This window comes from Paenibacillus contaminans (assembly GCF_003285015.1).
GTDB lineage: Bacteria > Bacillota > Bacilli > Paenibacillales > NBRC-103111 > Paenibacillus_V > Paenibacillus_V contaminans.
This window is the reverse complement of sequence record NZ_QMFB01000010.1, coordinates 143,808-160,059: the sequence shown is the minus strand read 5'-3', so window position 1 is coordinate 160,059 and position 16,252 is coordinate 143,808. Positions and strand designations below refer to the sequence as shown.

Annotated in this window: 14 protein-coding genes and 1 pseudogene; 9 read left to right on the top strand and 6 right to left on the bottom strand. The window is 53.3% G+C overall.

Translation table 11 applies throughout. The annotated features are described in order from the left end of the window. Positions 1-63 precede the first annotated feature (63 nt). From DQG23_RS18295 to DQG23_RS18280, 4 genes are all read right to left on the bottom strand, one after another. Positions 64-660 (bottom strand): hypothetical protein, encoded by a 597-nt coding sequence (locus tag DQG23_RS18295; RefSeq protein ID WP_113032308.1) that lies wholly within the window; start codon positions 658-660, stop codon positions 64-66. 181 nt (positions 661-841) lie between these two features. Then, complete coding sequence (locus DQG23_RS18290) at positions 842-1,993, bottom strand: ABC transporter permease (protein WP_113032307.1); 1,152 nt, start codon at positions 1,991-1,993, stop codon at positions 842-844. Then, positions 1,986-3,095 (bottom strand): ABC transporter permease, encoded by a 1,110-nt coding sequence (locus tag DQG23_RS18285; protein ID WP_113032306.1) that lies wholly within the window; start codon positions 3,093-3,095, stop codon positions 1,986-1,988. The genes DQG23_RS18290 and DQG23_RS18285 overlap by 8 nt, the downstream gene beginning before the upstream one ends. Before the next feature lie 150 nt (positions 3,096-3,245). Then, entirely contained in the window at positions 3,246-4,187 is a 942-nt protein-coding gene (locus DQG23_RS18280) for an ABC transporter ATP-binding protein (RefSeq protein ID WP_113032305.1), read from the bottom strand. Positions 4,188-4,400: 213 nt separating this feature from the next. On the opposite strand from DQG23_RS18280, the gene DQG23_RS18275 reads away from it, so the two are divergent. The 8 genes and pseudogenes from DQG23_RS18275 (at position 4,401) to DQG23_RS18240 (ending at position 11,870) form a co-directional block, all read left to right on the top strand. Continuing rightward, positions 4,401-5,534, top strand: coding sequence for a sensor histidine kinase (locus tag DQG23_RS18275; protein ID WP_113032304.1), 1,134 nt, complete (start codon positions 4,401-4,403; stop codon positions 5,532-5,534). 36 nt (positions 5,535-5,570) lie between these two features. Beyond that, positions 5,571-6,224: a response regulator transcription factor gene (locus tag DQG23_RS18270; RefSeq protein ID WP_113032303.1), complete on the top strand. Its 654-nt coding sequence runs from the start codon at positions 5,571-5,573 to the stop codon at positions 6,222-6,224. Positions 6,225-6,240: 16 nt separating this feature from the next. After that, a complete protein-coding gene (locus DQG23_RS18265; protein WP_113032302.1) occupies positions 6,241-6,867 on the top strand; it encodes a YktB family protein in 627 nt (208 codons plus the stop codon). 274 nt (positions 6,868-7,141) lie between these two features. Beyond that, positions 7,142-7,810, top strand: coding sequence for a hypothetical protein (locus DQG23_RS18260; protein ID WP_113032301.1), 669 nt, complete (start codon positions 7,142-7,144; stop codon positions 7,808-7,810). 222 nt (positions 7,811-8,032) lie between these two features. Next, on the top strand, positions 8,033-8,710 hold the full coding sequence (locus DQG23_RS18255) for a response regulator transcription factor (protein ID WP_113032300.1): 678 nt from the start codon (positions 8,033-8,035) through the stop codon (positions 8,708-8,710). A gap of 4 nt (positions 8,711-8,714) precedes the next feature. Continuing rightward, the gene (locus DQG23_RS18250; RefSeq protein WP_113032299.1) at positions 8,715-10,106 is read left to right on the top strand and encodes a sensor histidine kinase; all 1,392 of its coding nucleotides are present in this window, start codon (positions 8,715-8,717) and stop codon (positions 10,104-10,106) included. Positions 10,107-10,233: 127 nt separating this feature from the next. Then, positions 10,234-10,908 carry a TetR/AcrR family transcriptional regulator gene (locus DQG23_RS18245; protein WP_113032298.1) on the top strand — a complete coding sequence of 225 codons (675 nt, stop codon included), beginning with the start codon at positions 10,234-10,236 and terminating at the stop codon, positions 10,906-10,908. A gap of 138 nt (positions 10,909-11,046) precedes the next feature. Next, positions 11,047-11,870: pseudogene (locus DQG23_RS18240) on the top strand (SDR family oxidoreductase). Positions 11,871-12,017: 147 nt separating this feature from the next. Here the strand turns inward: DQG23_RS18240 and DQG23_RS18235 are convergent. After that, positions 12,018-13,202 carry an MFS transporter gene (locus DQG23_RS18235; RefSeq protein ID WP_113032297.1) on the bottom strand — a complete coding sequence of 395 codons (1,185 nt, stop codon included), beginning with the start codon at positions 13,200-13,202 and terminating at the stop codon, positions 12,018-12,020. 36 nt (positions 13,203-13,238) lie between these two features. Next, complete coding sequence (locus tag DQG23_RS18230; RefSeq protein WP_113032296.1) at positions 13,239-14,501, bottom strand: MFS transporter; 1,263 nt, start codon at positions 14,499-14,501, stop codon at positions 13,239-13,241. Positions 14,502-14,714: 213 nt separating this feature from the next. Between DQG23_RS18230 and DQG23_RS18225 the strand changes: the two genes are divergently transcribed. Beyond that, complete coding sequence (locus DQG23_RS18225) at positions 14,715-16,187, top strand: aminotransferase class I/II-fold pyridoxal phosphate-dependent enzyme (protein ID WP_113032295.1); 1,473 nt, start codon at positions 14,715-14,717, stop codon at positions 16,185-16,187. Positions 16,188-16,252: the final 65 nt, after the last annotated feature.

Sequence of the window (16,252 nt, the reverse complement as noted above, 5' to 3'; positions counted from 1 at the left end):
AAAAGAGCCCCGTCCGCTTGCCTGCGAAGGAGCTCTAACCTATCCCCATTTTCATCTTGCGCCTTATACCTCCATGGTGAGCATTTCTTGGCGAAGCTCGGAAAGCTTGTTTTTGCAGCGCTCGATTTGATCGCGATCGCCGTTCTGAATCGCATCGTACAGCGAGGCGAGTTCATAATCAAGCTCCAAACGCAGCACAGGAATTCGCTCTTCGATTCGCTTCGATTTCATCGCCTGGATCATTTCCTCTGTGGTCACCACCGGTTCCCTTTGGAATATGATTTTGTGTTCGACCCCTGATATTTCGACCAGCCTCGTGATTTCCCCGAACATGATGTTCTCGATGACGATTTGCCTGTCGCGAAAACGTTTGACGACTGCGTGGCCCCTTGTGTCATTGATCATTTTCTCCATCAATTCCGTGAGCTTTTCGTCTCTGAATGAATAGTTTCCGACGATTTTGTAACGGTCGCCGATCCGCTGAAAACGGAGCTTCACAAGCTTCCGACCCGTCCGAACGGAGATGATGAAATGCTGCTCGCTTTCATTCCAGTAGAGCGAAAAGCCTTCTTGAATAAGTGTTTTGATAAATTGACGGATAAGCCGACGATCGAACCGTAACTCCAAGTTGCAATATTCCACCTCATGGCTTTTGCTCACGGCCATCCCCTCCTTACTGTTGCTAGACACTCCGGCTTTTGACTGAATGTTCAGACAACTTAGCGGCTTACTAATATCTTATTATGATTTATATGTTTTAGCAACTTGGATTATTGACTATTTAGAGGGTAAGGACTGACTCATTTTTTTGTCGGCAAGTTTTGACAAGCCGTCTCGCCCGCTATTTCGCGCTAAGCGCCTTTACGGGCTGCGAAACGAAAGAACCGAATGCCAGCATCACGGCCCCGAATAAGACAAGAATCGTCAGATTCGGCATTACGTCGCTTAGCTGCGCTCCCGCATACAGCTGCTTGACCGCGTCAATCGCCCATTTTTGCGGAACGAAGTTAGCGAGCTTCTGCATCCATTCCGGCATGAACGCAACCGGCCAAAAACAGCCGCCCAGCATGCAGGTCGGGATAATGGCCAGCGCATTGATTCCCTGCCTGGTACCAGTATCGCCAAAAGCGGCGGCAAGCACACCCGAAAATCCGATCGATGCCAGCAAAAAACATTCGAATACGAGCAGCAGCTGCAAAAAGCCCGTGTCAAAAGCGAAACCCGGCAGCATGTAGGAAACGGCCAGCAAAACGATCAGCAAAATCGATCCGTACATCAAACTGCCGAGGAATTGTCCGGCGATGATTTCACGGGATTTTACGGGAGCGGCAAAAATACGTTCGAACGTCCCGTTTCTGCGGTCCTCCGTCATAATCGAAATCGGCCCGTTATTCATCATCATCAGAAACATGATCAAAAAGCCTGCCGTCATCTCGATTTTAAAGTGCGGCTGCATCCCGGAGCCGTTCACCTTAACATAGTTGGAGGCCTGTACGGAACGAAGCGCCTCGTCCGCTTTCGCCGAAAGCTGCGTTTCGTCCGCCCCGCCTTGTCGCGCCGCCTCCAAAGCCATTCGCATTTTTTCCAGCGTTTGCTCGGTTTTGTAACGAAATGCATTCGTATAACCGCTCTCGTTCGCCGTAAAAAAAACAAGCCCCGCTTGGCCGCCGCTTACTAACGACTCGCTGAAACGCTCCGGTACAATCATTCCGGCGGTATAGTCCCCGCGAAGCACAGATGCTTCAAGCGACTGCCGGTCTGCCGCCACTTCGAAGGAATAAACCGGCTGATCGTTCAGCTCGGCAAGCAGCCGTTCGCCCAGCTCTCCGCCGTCCGCATTGACGATGCCGATGACCGCCCGCTGCTCGATTGAATCGGTGAAGGAAATGACCCCTGACATGACGAGCAGAGGCAGCACCAGGGAATAAAGCCAAGCCCGCCTTCTGCCGATCGTCCTTTTCAACAAATTTTGCGCAATCAAGAGGCTATTCATAGAAACCCGCCTTCCGGTATATCGTAAACGCCGACAGACCGAGCGTAATCGCAATCGCGCCAAGCACTGTCATATGCTCAGCCATCAAATACAGCTCTCCGTCCGACATCATGTGCAAAATGGGCTGGAACGCCCAATAGTTCAGCGTCCACGGTCCGATCTTCTCGCCCAGCGCACCCATTATCGGACTATAACCGCCGCTTACGAACATCATCGTAACGATCAGCGCTTGAAAAAAAACGATGACGTGCGACGTTTTTTTGGCCAGAAGCCCTACGACCACGCCCAAGCTGATGGAGCTGACAATCGTTAACGCACAAATGATCGTCAGAACGAGCGGACTATCCCCCCAGTCGACGCCGTACAACAAGCTCGTGCCGGTGATAAGAAAAACCGCTTGTATGACGGCTGTCAGCGTATTCCCGATAAAATAGCCTAAGACGATCCGGCTGTTCGGAATCGGCATCGAAACGAGCCTGGAAAGAAGCCGGCTTTGCCTGCTTTTCACCATGCCGATCGAGGTGGACATGCCGGTGTAAAGAAGCGTCATAATAAGCATCGAAGCGGAATAGTATTCCAGCGCGGAATAGGAGCTGCCTTTGTCAAGTTTAACCGTCTCGATTTGTTCCGCTTCGCGTACAGGGGCGGAGCGGGCTCCCTCGCCCAGCTTCATCGCACCCAATTGAGCCGCGAATCCGCGAATCCAAGACTCGACCGCCGCGTTCGAATCCAAGCTGCGCCCGGGCACGATTTCCCACAGGATTTCCTTCGCCTCGCCTCGGTCTGATGCGATCAGCCCTACTGCATCTGCATCGCTCTTCACATTCTGAAACAATTCCTCCCGCGAATGAACGCTTTCCAGCCGGATCCCCGTTTGCCGCTCGATTTCGTTCGAAAAAGGCGGATTCCGTTCCGCTCTTTCGTCGAGAACGAAGGTTTTTATCGCTTTAAGTTCCGCATTACCGCCGGAAACGAATGCGCTCGACAGCGCGTTTCCGAGAATCAGAATAAACACCATCGGCATGAGAAACATGATCACAATAAAATAGCGCAGCCTGAAGCTATTGATAATTTCATAATAAGCAATGACGAAAGCTTGCATCGCTACTCCTCCAAAATCGAACCGGTGGTGTACCCGGCGCCGGTTTACCGGCAGCGCTGCCGGATGGCGACCGGCCCCATGCACTCGTTAAATAGGTCTCTATAAAACCTTGCGGGCGCAAAGCGCAATCGTGCGCCGCAGAGCCTCCCGCTAGTCGTCCCTCAGCTTACGACCCGTCAGCGACAGAAACAGCGTTTCCAAATCCGGCTCGACCCGGGTTAACGCTTGTATCGCGATTTCGTGCTTGGCGAAGACGAATAATATATCCTGCAAAGCCGCTTTGCCGGATTGGGTGACGATGCCGATGCGCCTGCCGTCGACTTCGACGGAATCGATATACGGATGAAGCTTGAGCTCTTCGACGGCCGCCTGCCGTACGTCGGATGCCGCCTGGATGTCCAGCTTCTCCTCCCCGCTTACCTGGTTACGCAGCTCGCTTTTAGTCCCGCAGGCGATCAGCCGCCCTTGGTCGAGAATGCCGACCCGCGTACCGATTGCCTCGACCTCCTCCATGTAGTGCGTCGAATAAATCACGGTCGACCCCATTTGATTCAAAAACTTTACCGATTGCAAAATATGATTCCGCGACTGCGGATCGATGCCTACCGTCGGCTCGTCCATGATAATCAGCTTCGGCCTGTGCGCGATTGCGCATGCGATGTTCAGCCTGCGCTTCATCCCGCCTGACAAAGCTTCCGGCCGGTCCCGCTCATGCCCGCTCAATCCGACGAAAGCAAGCGCTTCTGCAATGCGTTCGTCCAGCAGCCTGCCGCGCAGACCGTACAGCCTTGCGAAAAACGCCACGTTTTCGCGCGCGGTCAGCCCTTCGAACAACGCCAGCTCCTGCGGGATGAGTCCGATTCTTTTTTTGACCTCGAGCGGATTGTCGACGACGGAAATGCCGTCGACGATAATATCGCCTTGATCGACTGCTAGAAGGCCGGCGATCATGCCGATTGTCGTGCTTTTGCCTGCACCGTTCGGACCGAGCAGACCGAATATTTCCCCTTGATCGATCGACAAGCTTAGATGGTCGACCGTCAGTTTCACGCCATATCGTTTAACCGCATGCTTGATTTGTACGAATGCCACCGTTCATCTCTCCGATCCGCTTTCCTCTGCTTTTATTGTACACAAATCCGCCGATTGCCACGATAAGAAATAGTCATGCATGACAGGTGACGAAAGTCATATTCCCGTCCGGCCCGCATCTGGCCAATCTATGCTATAATCGACTGAAACGGCTGTTTCTCAAGCTTAAACTTCATTTGCCGTAAGCCGCGATCGATAAAGGACTGAACCGAAGTGTTGCATACACTCGCTTGGATACGGTATGCGCTCGTTGTATTTGCAGGCATAGCGACGATGTACGTGGCGACGATCGACCCGATCGCGCCCTATACGATCGGCTTGCTCGCTTTTCTATTGCTTGTTCGCGTTCGCGAACGGCTGGCGGACGGCCGCATTGCCCGGCTTCTCCTGCTGCCGGAAGCGGTCATGTGCTTTGCGCTGAGTCATTCATACGGAGGCGTGCTCTTTCTTTTGTCCGCCTCGCTGCTTGTCCCGATATCGCAATGGAGCGGCCGTACCGCCCGCACAACGGGTTTGATCGCCGTCCTGGTTGGCATGAACGCCGCAATGCCCGGCCAAGAGCCTGTTTTGTACTTGTTTGCCAATACGGTATATGCGGCCTTCGCTTTCCTGCTTCTTCATTTCCGCCACATGACCGTTCACCGGAGCGAGCTTCAGCATTTGTACGACGAGCTTAGACGCAAGCATTACGAACTGGAGGAAGCGCGCAAAAGAATCGTCGAATACGCGCAGAAAGTCGAAAACAGCGCGCAGATCGAAGAACGCAACCGGATCTCGCGCGAGCTGCACGACGATCTCGGCCATAAGCTGATCCGTTTGAAGATGATGCTGGAGGCGGGTATTCAAATTTTCCCTACTCAGCCGGATAAAGCGATGCAGATGATCAATTTGGTCCGCGACCAGATGACGGACAGCATGGAGACGCTTCGCGCCACGGTTCGCAATATGAAGCCTGCGGATGCGGACAGCCGCACCTATTCGCTCGACAAGCTGATCGACGATCTCGGGCAGGACAGCGGCATCCGCGTGCGGTACACGTATGATGGCATGCCCTTCGCGCTATATCCGAGCTGCGAGGTGACTTTATACCGCAACGCCCAGGAAGCGATAACGAACGCGGTGCGGCACGGCGGAGCGACCGAGGTGACGATCCACGTGCGCTTCGAGCCCAAGCGGATTACGATGTCCGTTACGAATAACGGCACCGTTCCGCAATCGATCGGCGAAATCGGCCTCGGCGTGAGCGGGATGCAGGAAAGGGCTCGTTTGCTGGGCGGAGAACTCAAGCTGCAGTTGGGCGACCGCTTTACGGCAACGACGGTCATCCCGATCGTCGAACAGCGATAATCGTTTAAGATGCCGTCATCATTGGGGGGACGCCACGTGATTCATGTTTTGATCGTCGACGACGATCCGTTTATAAGGGAAAGCCTCAAGCTGATACTCGATCTTGACGCTTCCCTGTCGGTTGTAGGGACTTGCACGAACGGGGACGAAGCGTTCCGTTTCGTAGAGCGGGGCGAGGATGTGAACGTCGTCCTGATGGACATTCGGATGCCGGAATGCGACGGCGTCGAAGGGACTAGGCGAATCAAGCAGTATAATCCGGATATCGCCATTTTGATACTGACAACATTCGATGATGACGAATATATCGCGCAAGCGCTGCAGTACGGGGCGAACGGCTATTTGCTCAAAAACATCGCGCCCGACCGTATCATCGACGGCATTCGCACCGTTCATCAAGGCAACCTGCTTATTCATCCGAACATCGCGAAAAAGCTTGCCACGATGATCAAACCGGCCGATGCCGAGCCAGACAAGCAAACCAAGACGGATTGGGAGCAATTCGGCTTGACACCGGCTGAAATGCTTGTCGTGCATCAAATCGCAGAAGGAAAATCGAATAAAGAAATTGCCGCAGAGCTTTTTTTGAGCGAAGGAACGGTCAAAAACTACATAACGGAAATACTCAGCAAGCTCGGGCTCCGCGACAGGACGCAAATCGCCATATTTTACTTGAAAAATCACCCTTGAAAGGAACGACACCAAGATGGCTTTTACCGGATTTAACGAATCGGATTTCGCCGCTTTTCAAATCGACGGGCTCGAAGCCCGGATGGAAGCGATTCAAACGAGAATTCAACCGAAGTTCAAGGCGCTCGGCGACTCGCTCTGCGAAGACATCGCCTTGGCGGCGGGAAGCGAAATGCATGTGCATATCGCAAGACATGCGCGCCGCAAAGTCAATCCGCCCAAAGATACGTGGATGGCTTTCTGCCATAATAAGCGCGGCTATAAGCAGCACCCGCATTTTCAAATCGGCCTTTTCGACGATCACGCCTTCATGTGGTTTGCGCTTATTTACGAACTGCCGGAGAAGCGGAAAATCGCCTCGGACTATTTGCGCAAAATCGATACGGTCCGGCGGACGATTCCCAAAGATTACGTCCTCTCGTTCGATCATATGCAGAAAGATGCCGTCCAGGCCGGCAGTCTCACCAAAGCAGCCCTTCAGAAAGAGCTTGAGCGTTTTCGCGACGTCCAGAAGGTCGAACTGCTCGTAGGACGCCATATTCAGGCGGACGATCCTGCGGTAAAGGATGGAGAAACCTTTGTCCGTATGGCCAAAGAAACCTTTACGGCGCTGATGCCGTTATATCGGCTTGCAATAAGCTGATCGTCCGAAACTTTATCCCTTCTCCTACGTATTAACAGGCAAGGATACACGTTTTTGCCGGCAGCCGCGTTTACCGGGAATCGGATAAACGCCTGTCGGCGTCTGTTGACGCCATCCGTTTACATTTTTAAGAAAACGCATCCATACGCGCCGCAAGCGGAATATTTATATTATATTAATCTTACGTTCAGCTTGGGCTTGTATACTGGAAGCGTCACGGCGCAATCGAACAAGGTATGGAATGCGCTGTTCTTACGAGGAGGTTTATACCGACATGCATGTTATTACAACCAAAAACATGATGATCAGCGCACTCGCGCTTACCCTTATTTTAAGCAGCTGTCTGGGCACCGCGCCGAAGCGCGCGTCCGCCGAAGGCAAATCTTCGATTCGTTCGGATTCCAGCCTGGCCATGCAGCGAATTTTCAAGCAAAGAGACAACGTCCAGCAGAGGACGCGAGCAAAGCGATTGCCGATCGTCGGAGAAACGGCCGCCCTGCTTAACTTGGAGGAAGCTCAGCTTAAGCAGCAGCTTGCGCTGGATAAGTCGCTATCCGACATCTCCTTGCAGCAAGGAATGTCCGCAGGAGAGCTTGCGGGCAAGCTGCTCGAGCTGCGTTCCGGCAATATCGAGCGTGCGGTGGAAAGCGGCCGCTTGAACAGCGTTACCGCAGACGCGATTAGAACGCGTATGACTCGCCATATCGACTTTATGCTGAGGCAGAAAGGCAGCTCGCTGCTGGAAGACGAAAAGACGGAAGCTGCCGATCATCCGCTGCAAGCTTTCGATCCGGATAAGATGGCCGCAATAATCGGCACGACGCCCGAGGCGCTCTCCGGCGAACTGCAGGCAGGACGAACGTTAACGGAAATTGCCGAAGCGAACGGCGTGACGAAGCCGCAGCTTCTGCATAAAATCAAAACGGCGCTTGCGACGTCTTAATACGGCGGTTCATGTTCCGTTTACCACAGCGACAAACGACTTGAAAGAAAGCGACTTCGTATGCATAAGCTAAGGACAGACGCGTTTACCGTGATTTAGAGCCACTCTCGCGTTATACTATCCGATAAACGATCAAACGACCACGGCTGTCCTCCCGGACAGCTTCTTTTATTCCCGATTCGGTCGCTTCGCCTAATCCGCCACGGAAAGGAAACGAATGGAATGATGTACCGCATATTGATTATTGAAGACGAGAAGCCGCTCGCCCGCTTTCTTCAGCTGGAGCTTGGACACGAAGGTTATCTCGTAACGCTTGCTCATGACGGCCCGGGAGGGCTCTCCCTTGCGCTTGAGCATGAGTTTGATATGATATTGATCGATTGGATGCTGCCCGGAATGGAAGGCATCGAGGTTTGCAAGAAGCTTCGGGAATCGAAGCAAATCCCCATTTTGATGCTGACCGCTCGCGGAATGATCAGCGAACGGGTAAACGGCCTGGATGCCGGCGCGGACGATTATGTCGTCAAGCCGTTCGCCATCGAAGAGCTGATTGCCCGTATTCGCGCCATTCAGCGCCGGCAAGCGGACAGAAGCAGCGACACGTACAAGCTCCAGGATCTTGTGCTCGATCCGGTCGCCCATCGGGTCGAGCGGGAAGGCCAGCAAATCGATCTCTCCGTCAGAGAGTATGATTTGCTTAAATATTTTTTGGAAAACAAAGGTGTCGTTCAAACGCGCGAAAGCCTGCTTCGCCATGTGTGGGGCTTCTCGTTCGCCGGAGAGACGAATGTCGTAGACGTCTATATCCGCTATCTGCGGGCCAAAATCGACGATTCCTTCGAAACGAAATTGATTCATACGGTACGCGGCGTCGGTTACGTGCTGCGAGGGAGCGAATAAACCGGTGTCATTCAAATGGAAAACAAGCTTGACCATTACCTGCATCATTTTGGTTATTTTGATCATTACCCATTCCTTCGTGTTCGTCACCTTCTCCAAGATGGCGATCGCTTATCAGGAGGATCTTCTTGTAGTGCGCATCGATCAATTGATCGACGACATCCGCAAAAACCCGAAGATGACGATCCAGACGTGGCAAAGCGAGCTCGAACGCAATCAGTACATCCGCATTATCGACCGAAACGGCCGCATCATTTTCGAGAAGGGAGTGCGCTTCCCTAAAGAATGGGTAAAGCCCGAGCTGGCCCAGACGGGGGACGAGCCGCTGTCGTACGGCAAATTCGACTATAAAGTTCCCGGAGCCCATATCATCTTCGCCCGCAAAACGATTCCCGGACAAGTGTTCGGCGAACAAATGCTGACCTTCGAGTTGTACGAAAACGCCGACAGCGTCGATAAATTGATAAGCTTTATCCGCAACTTGCTGCTCATCGGTTCGTTAGGCGGCATCGTCATCGCGGCTTTCGCCTCTTATTTAACGGCAAAAATAACGATTCGTCCGATCGGCGCGATAACCTGGAAGGTAAAGCGGCTCGATGTGGAAAACCTGCATGAGCGCATCGCCCTCCCTCCTTCTAAGGATGAGCTGCGCGAGATGGCGGTTACGCTGAACGGTCTTCTCGAGCGTCTGGAAGCGGGCTTCGATAAGCAAAAGCAATTTATCGCCGACGCTTCGCATGAGCTTCGCACGCCGCTTGCGATCATTGAAGGACATGCCAACTTGCTGCGCCGTTGGGGCAAGCATAAGCCGGATGTTTTGGACGAATCGCTCGATTATATGCTTAAGGAAACGGAACGGCTTCGTCTCTTGACCGACCAGCTCCTCCAAACCATTACGCTTGAAAGCGCCCATGCGGGCTCCGAAAACGGCGAGACCGAGCCGGCGCCGCTTGGAGAAACGCTCGAAGCGATATGCAGCCAGGCGGTATTCCTGAACGAAAGCGTCAAGCTCGACCTTCGGCTGCCTCCTTCCGAATTGTTTGCCGCGATTCCGCAAACCGAGCTCCGGCATGTGCTGCTCAATATTATTTCGAATGCGATGAAATATACGCAGGACGGCGGGAAGGTATCGGTCCAAGCCGTTCAGCAGGGCACGTACGCCGAAATCGTCGTCGAAGATAACGGAATCGGCATCGCGGAAGCCGATATGCCGTACTTGTTCGAACGCTTTTACCGCGCCGATAAATCGCGGAACCGGGAAAGAGGCGGTTCGGGTCTCGGCCTGCCGATCGCCAAGAAGATTATCGACCTCTTCAAAGGCCATATACGAATCGAAAGCAAGCTCGGACACGGAACGCGCGTGACAATTTTGCTGCCGCTCGCACTCCGTTCTTAGACGAACGTTATGCCGGCAAAACGCTATCGCACCGGCCGCCTTGCGCAAACGCGATTAATCGGTGTATGGTGGAGACGAATCCCCTCAAAACTGCGTAGTTCGCATCTTAGGAGCGAGAGGTGTCCGTATGAACGACCCTATTGATAAATGGCTCGCCGACTTCATGAATTTGGACGGCGACAACGTGAAAATGACGGATAAGCAGCTTCGCATCGTGCAAGCGGCCGTCGAGATTTTTTCCGAGAAAGGCTACGCCGCAACATCTACGAGCGAAATCGCGCAAAAAGCGGGCGTGGCGGAAGGAACGATCTTTCGCCATTACAGAACCAAGAAGGAGCTGCTGCTTTCCATTGTCGCCCCGATGATGTCCAAGCTCGTCCTTCCTTTCGTCCTGCGCGATTTCGGAAATGTTTTCGATTTGCCCTACGAGCGTTTCGAGGATTTTCTGCGCGCTATGGTGCGAAACCGGCTGGAGTTCGCCCGTAAGCACTTGCCGGTCATAAAGGTTATGCTGCAGGAAATCCCTTTTCATCCGGAGCTCAAGAAGCAATTTCTCGAACATGTCGGCGCGCGTATCCTGGAGCGATTCCATCGCGTCGTCGAGCATTTTCAAGAGCAGGGCACAATCGTACAGATGCCGACCGGAGCGGTCGTTCGCATGACGGCCTCCGTACTGATCGGTTACATGTTGACACGCTTTTTGCTTCTGCCCGAGCAAGACTGGGACGACGAAGCCGAAATTCAGCTGTCCGTCGATTTCATCATGTACGGCTTGTCGGCGCGCGAACCGAAATCGCCGTAGCTGCCCCACCCGATAATATCTGCTGCTGATCATAGGAAGTTTGGGGAAAACTACCCTACGAAATGAAGCAGCCGGCAAATTGAGCGGTATGCCTTTATGCAGGCAGCTTATCTCGGGACATAACAGGAGGGTTTAGCGATGACGGTTTTGCAAAAGGAACGCAACGATATCCGGCCTTCGGAGCGATTAAAGGATATGGTCGCCGTCGTAACCGGCGCAGGCTCGGGAATCGGCCGTGCGGCAGCGCTTCGGCTGGCCGGGGAAGGCGCCAAAGTTTGCTTGGTCGATTTGAAGGATACGCGGACGAAGCAGGTTAAACAGGAAATCGAAAGCCTCGGAGGACAAGCGGTTACGGCCGACACCGACGTATCGGACCCCCAGCGGGTCGAACAGGCCGTTAAGCTGGCAGTCGGCCAATGGGGCCGGCTAGATATTGTGTTTGCCAATGCCGGCATAAACGGAACGCTGGCGCCGATCGAGGAGATGAGCACGGAGGAATGGGACCATACGCTCTCGACGAACCTCAAAGGAACGTTCCTTGCCGTCAAATACGCCATACCGCATATGAAGGAACGCGGCGGAAGCATCATCGTAACCAGCTCCGTCAACGGGAACCGCGTATTTTCGGGCTTCGGCATGTCCGCTTACAGCACATCCAAAGCCGGGCAGGTCGCCTTCGTCAAAATGGCGGCATTGGAGCTTGCGCGCTACAAAATCCGGGTGAATGCCATATGCCCCGGAGCGATCCAAACCAATATAAGCGAAAGCACGCACCCGACGCCCGGCTTGAAAAGCATCGAAATCCCTGTCAACTATCCGGAGGGGAATATGCCGCTAGAGCACGGACCGGGACAACCGGAGCAGGTCGCCGATCTGGTCCTGTTCCTCGCCTCGCCTCGCCGGACTCGTCCCATATATCGGGTACGGAAATCTTTATCGACGGCGTAGAATCGTTATTGTAGCGTCAACGCCTCATGGCATTCAGGCCGGTTTTCCGCTTGAATGCCTTTTTGCCGTGCCGGCGAAGCCGTATCCTGCCGTTTTGTTAAAGCAAAAAAAGGACAAACAGCACGTATGCCGCTCATCCCTGCTTACCCTATCTGACTTTTCTATTGGATAGCCGCTTCGTTTTTGCTTGCCGCTCCCTTGGGATCGAGCGCTCTGAAGCGCTGCACAAGCACAATGGCGGCGATGCAAAGCACGCCTCCGACGATAAACGGCAGCTGGATCTGCCAGCCGTAAAGCAGCATGGCGAAAAGCGGCCCCGCAATGCGGCCCAAGCTGTCCATGGACGAGTTCAAGCCCGTCGCGACACCTTGTCCGACCGTCGTTTTCTTCGTAATAAGCGAAATGACGCATGGACGGATGAACGCATTCCCCGCTCCGAATATGGACATGTAAATCGCTGCTGTTATAACGTTGCTTGAAAAAAGAATAAGGATAAATCCGACAGCCGACAATACGAGACCGATTAAAATCCATTGCGGCTCCGCCCCGTTTTTTATCCGCTTACGAACGACCCCGCCTTGAATCAACGCACCGACGATGCCGCTAACGAAAAACATGATGCCGACATGAAAGGGCTCCGCCCCGATTTTCTGCATTTGGAACAATTGAAACGTCGTTTCCAGTCCTGCGAGCGTAAAAGAAACGAAAAATGACAATACGTACAAATATTTAAGCGGTCCGGCAAAAGCAGTCCATCTGGACGTCTTCGGTCCGCTCGGAGCCTGCCGGCGCTCGGGCGTGAGCGACTCCGGCACCATGAAAAACACGAACACGAACATGATCAGCGAGAGAATCGACGAAGCGTAAAACGGCGCTCCATTGGAAACGAGGCTTAATAACCCGCCTACCCCCGGCCCTATTACAAAGCCGAGTCCGATCGCCATGCCGACAAGCCCCATGCCCTTCGTTCTCGTTTCTTCCGTCGTAATATCGGCCACATACGCAACAGCGCAGGCTGTAACCGCACCGGAGAACAGTCCGCCGATAATACGCGACGCATACATGAGAGCCAAGCTTCCGTCAGCCATACCGAAAACAAAGAAGCTTATGCAAAAACCGATCAAGCCTATAAGCAAAATGGGACGGCGCCCGTACTTGTCGGATAAGCTGCCCCATATCGGAGACATGAGGAACGAAGCCGCGGAATAAAGCGACAGCATCCATGCGAGATGGAATTCCCCCCTCCCCGTACCGGCCACAATATCCGGCATAACGGGTATAATAATGCCAAATCCGATAAAAACCGTCATCAATACAATCACGATGACTCCTAGCTGCTTCTTCATACTCTCTCTGCTCCTCCCGTCCATGTTGACACTTCCTTATCGTAACAAAACTTTGCGCTCTTGTGAAATCGCTATATGGACTATCCATAACAGGAACAGGACGATTCCGCTGGCGACGAACGGACCGTGCGGCCGAAACATATCCCACAGCTTCCCGGAAACGATCGGACCGATCGTAGTGCCAAGTCCTTCGATGGTCAGAAAAAATCCCCATACGGCGCCGCGCTTGGCCGGCGGTATCGCTGCCGCTATAAGCGCGTTCCATGACGGAATGATTAACGCATAACCGATTCCGAGAAGCGCCACCAATACGAATAAGCTGGAAAGCTCATGCACGTAGGTGAACGCCGTCAGTACGATCGCGCTAAGCAGGAAGCCGACATGCAGGAACCACTTCGTTCCCCATCGGTCAACCAGCTTGCCGACCGGAATGAGAAACAATACGGTTACCGCGCCGCCTGCCAGCAAAAAGAAACGGAACTGGCTGTTTGTCAATTGAAGCTCGTTTAACGCATACAGCGTCAGCACCGGCGTTAGCAATCCGAGCGCAAATGTTTGGGCGAACATGGCGGGAAACATGAGCGGGCTCAGCGTCATCGAGCTGCGCGCTTCCGCCAAATACCGGCGAATTCGCTCCATTCGCGGTAATTGCTTGTGCGATGCTTTGGATGGCTCCTCCTCCTTAGATCGTTCTGCGCCATGGACGCCTTTGCGATGACCGGGCAAAAACAAGCCCACAAGCAGGACCGCAACCATCATCGCGATCAGCAGACGAAACGCCGTGCCGTACGTGCCGCTCATAAAGTATGTAATGACGAACGGACCGAGCCCGACGCCCCCGAGCCAAGCCATGTATACGACGCTCATGATCGTCCCGCGCGATTCTTCGCCGGCGATTTCAGTCGTTCCGGTAATGACGCAGGGCCATAACGGAGCCGTGCCGATGCCGAGCAGCGCGCACGCCGCGATAATCCAATAGTAGTTCGATGTCGAAGCGATGATGCCCACGGATCCGAAGGTCGAAAGAAGACCGGCAAGCATAACGACCCGGTATCCGATTTTGTCGATGAACCAGCCGATCGGCGTGCGCAGCAGGTTGTCTCCGATATACTGCACAGCCAGCGTCCAGCCGATGACCAGACCGGTTGCGCCGAGCACCGTTTCCATATAAACCGGCAGGAACGTGATGATCAACGCCCCTTTTACAAACTCGACAAAAAACATGATGAACAACAGCTGCATGACAAACGGCGACCGCAGCACCTTTTTGTCTATTTTTTTCTTGATGGTCGCTTCCATCCTCCACCGCCTGTACAAGATATTGGCTCGCAATAACGCTCTCTATTCATTATTTGCCCCGTTGCCGCAAAACTAACCGCAAGCTTGGAAAGCGCAGCTTCACAAAACGTTATAAAAATGGACTTGCATCCTCGCCCTGTTCTGATATACTCATTTTGTTTGTTACTTTACTACTTGCGATGCCATTTTAATGATGAAAGGAAGAGAGGTCCGATGGATCATCAGCGTACCCCTTTGTTCTCTGCTTTATGCGAGCATGCAGAACGCAACCCAATCCAGTTTCACATCCCAGGCCATAAAAAAGGTTCCGGCATGGATCCGGAATTCCGCTCGTTTATCGGAGACAACGTGTTGTCCATCGACCTTATAAATATTGCGCCGCTTGACGACCTGCATCAACCGACGGGCGCTATTGAAGAAGCTCAATTATTGGCAGCCGACGCATTCAATGCCGATTATACCTTTTTTTCCGTCCAGGGGACAAGCACCGCGATTATGACGATGATCATGTCCGTATGCGGAGAAGGCGATAAAATCATCGTTCCGCGCAACGTTCACAAATCGATCTTGGCGGCGATCATTTTCTCGGGGGCGAAACCGGTATTCGTGTCGCCTGTCCGGGACGCCAATTTGGGCATCGACCACGGCATCACGACCAAGTCCGTCCGCAAAGCGTTAAACAGACATCCGGACGCCAAAGCGGTTCTCGTCATTAACCCGACATATTACGGCGTGTGCACGAATCTGAAAGAAATCGTAGAGCTGGCTCACAGCTATCATATTCCCGTTCTCGTCGATGAAGCGCACGGCGCCTTGATCCAATTCCATAACGAGCTGCCGGTATCGGCTATGGAGGCCGGCGCGGACATGGCGGCGACAAGCGTGCATAAGCTTGGCGGCTCGATGACGCAAAGCTCGATTCTGAACGTCAAAGGCGGCCGCATCAACCTGAAGCGCGTCCAAACGATCATGAGCATGCTGACGACGACATCAACCTCGTATCCGCTGCTCGCATCGCTTGACACGGCTCGCCGCAATCTCGCGTTGAACGGCCATGACATGGCGGAAAAAGCCATTCGGCTCGCTCATTATGCGAGGGCGCAAATCAATGAAATGCCGGGCTTAGGATGCTTCGGCGAAGAAATATTGGGAACGGAAGCGACATACAGCTACGATCCGACGAAGGTTTGCGTACACGTACGCCATCTCGGCTTGACCGGATACGATGTGGAGAACTGGCTGCGCGACGAGTACAATATCGAAGTCGAGCTAAGCGACATGTACAACATCCTGTGTCTCATTACGCCCGGGGATGAAAAGGAACAGGTCGACATTCTGCTCGATGCGCTGCGCCGTTTGTCCTCCCTGCATCAGAACGCAAGTGAAATCAAAGAGCTTAACATCATCATCCCTGAAATTCCGCATCTCTCTTTATCGCCCCGCGATGCTTTCTACGGCGATACGGAAACGATACCGTTTCAGGAATCGGCAGGCCGCATAATGGCGGAATTTATTTACGTATATCCTCCCGGCATTCCTATTCTGCTTCCCGGAGAGGTTATTTCGCAAGATAATATCGACTACATTACGGAGCACGTCAAAGTAGGACTTCCCGTTAAAGGTCCGGAAGACCGCTCCGTAAAGCAGATCAAAGTTATCGTGGAAACGACGGCGATTTCGGATTGAGGATCAAGGTGGATTGTTGTTTCTTCCGTCCCGTCTATAAGTAACGGCAGAAGGCCGGGTAACCC